The sequence below is a fragment of the Blautia sp. DFI.6.71 genome (genome assembly GCF_020593585.1).
Classification (GTDB): domain Bacteria; phylum Bacillota; class Clostridia; order Lachnospirales; family Lachnospiraceae; genus Blautia_A; species Blautia_A wexlerae.
This window is the reverse complement of sequence record NZ_JAJDMJ010000117.1, coordinates 1-1722: the sequence shown is the minus strand read 5'-3', so window position 1 is coordinate 1722 and position 1722 is coordinate 1. Positions and strand designations below refer to the sequence as shown.

Annotated in this window: 1 protein-coding gene; it reads left to right on the top strand. The window is 37.9% G+C overall.

Translation table 11 applies throughout. The annotated features are described in order from the left end of the window. The first annotated feature begins 138 nt into the window (after positions 1-138). Positions 139-1479: an IS30 family transposase gene (locus LJE12_RS19455; protein WP_070100285.1), complete on the top strand. Its 1341-nt coding sequence runs from the start codon at positions 139-141 to the stop codon at positions 1477-1479. Positions 1480-1722 lie beyond the last annotated feature (243 nt).

Sequence of the window (1722 nt, the reverse complement as noted above, 5' to 3'; positions counted from 1 at the left end):
GGTTAAATGAATTTTTAAATTCTACCTTGCAAGAGTAAATTCTATACCTGTAGAAATTACTTCTGCATGGATTTTTCCTTCTTCTTTTTATAAAATACTACTGCAGATGATCCCCTGCCTGTGCAGAAGGAGGATAAAATGAATACAGGAAGACCAAAAGGCAACCAAAAACATCTTGACTTATCTGCACGTATTATAATCGAACAGCATTTAAATAACGGTGATTCATTTAGAAGTATTGCAATAGAATTAAGCAAGGATCCAAGTACCATATCCAAAGAAATCAGACGTCATTCCATTATCAGGGAAAGAAGCGCAGATGCATTTGCCCCTATTCCCTGTGCAAACAATTATGATAGTTCAAAGCCGCGGACAAATATATGCAATGTCATGCATATGTGCGGTGATAATGAATGTCGGCGCAAATGTGTCCTCTGCAGAAAATTCAGATGCAGCGATGTCTGTAAATTTTATAAACCAAGAGAATGTGAAAAATTAAATAAACCTCCTTATGTGTGCAATGGATGCAGCAAGAGAACGAATTGCATGATGGACAAAAAGATCTATTCTTCAAAATACGCCCAGGACTCCTATGAAGCCCTTAGGACTACCAGCAGAGAAGGGATCAACCAGACACCGGAAAGTATACAGAAACTGGACAACCTGTTGTCACCGCTTCTCAAAAAAGGACAGTCCATTGCCCACATCTACGCATCTCATGCTGATGAGATCGCCTGTTCCAGAAGAACCATATATTCTTACATAGACCGTGGCGTTTTTCAAGCCAGAAACATAGATCTGCGCCGTAAAGTGGTATACAAGCAGCGGAAAAGAAAAACTACTGCCAGCCTTAAAGACAGAAGTTTCCGAAAAGATAGGAGCTATAAAGAATTTCTGGAATATATCGCAGCGAACAAATCTGTTTATGTAGTCGAGATGGATACCGTTGAAGGAGCAAAAGGTACCAGTCCCTGCTTTCTGACTATGTTCTTTCGAAACTGTAGCCTTATGCTTATGTTTCTTTTAGAAGAACAGACCCAGAAAGAAGTAACCAGGATTTTTGATCATTTAACAGAATTACTTGGAATTGAACTGTTCCAGAAACTTTTCGAAGTGATACTTACGGACAACGGACATGAATTTCAGGACCGGCAAAGTCTGGAATATAGCAAAAATGGGGAAGTACGCACACGTATTTATTATTGTGATCCCAACCGTTCTGATCAAAAAGGTGCTCTTGAAAAGAATCATGAATATATAAGGTATGTCCTTCCAAAAGGAACAAGCTTTGAAAAAATGACAGACAAGACAACGCTGCTGTTATTAAATCATATCAACAGCGAAAAACGGGACAGCCTCAATGGACACAGTCCATATGAAGTATCCCGTCTCCTGCTGGATAACAGACTTCATAAAGCATTAGGATTAGCAGAGATACCAGCCGATGAAGTCACATTGATACCAGCATTAATAAAATAATAATAACAATACAGGCACAGGCAAGTTTCATTGCATAGAATTTAGTCTTTCCAACAGACATGTGGAATTTAGTCCTGCACACTATTTCCAGATGTCCTTTTATCATGCAAAAAACTATGCTGTTTATGCCGTATAAAAGCATTATATACTAAAAAAATCAAGTTGTATATCTCCGAAAATAGAATTAAATCCCGCATAAAATCAAGGTATATTAGAATGTAGAATTTACTTTTTCATTCAAGC

What these genes read in the sequence shown, in the direction of transcription:
- LJE12_RS19455 (WP_070100285.1), top strand. Translation starts at nt 139, where the DNA reads ATGAATACAGGAAGACCAAAAGGCAACCAAAAACATCTTGACTTATCT.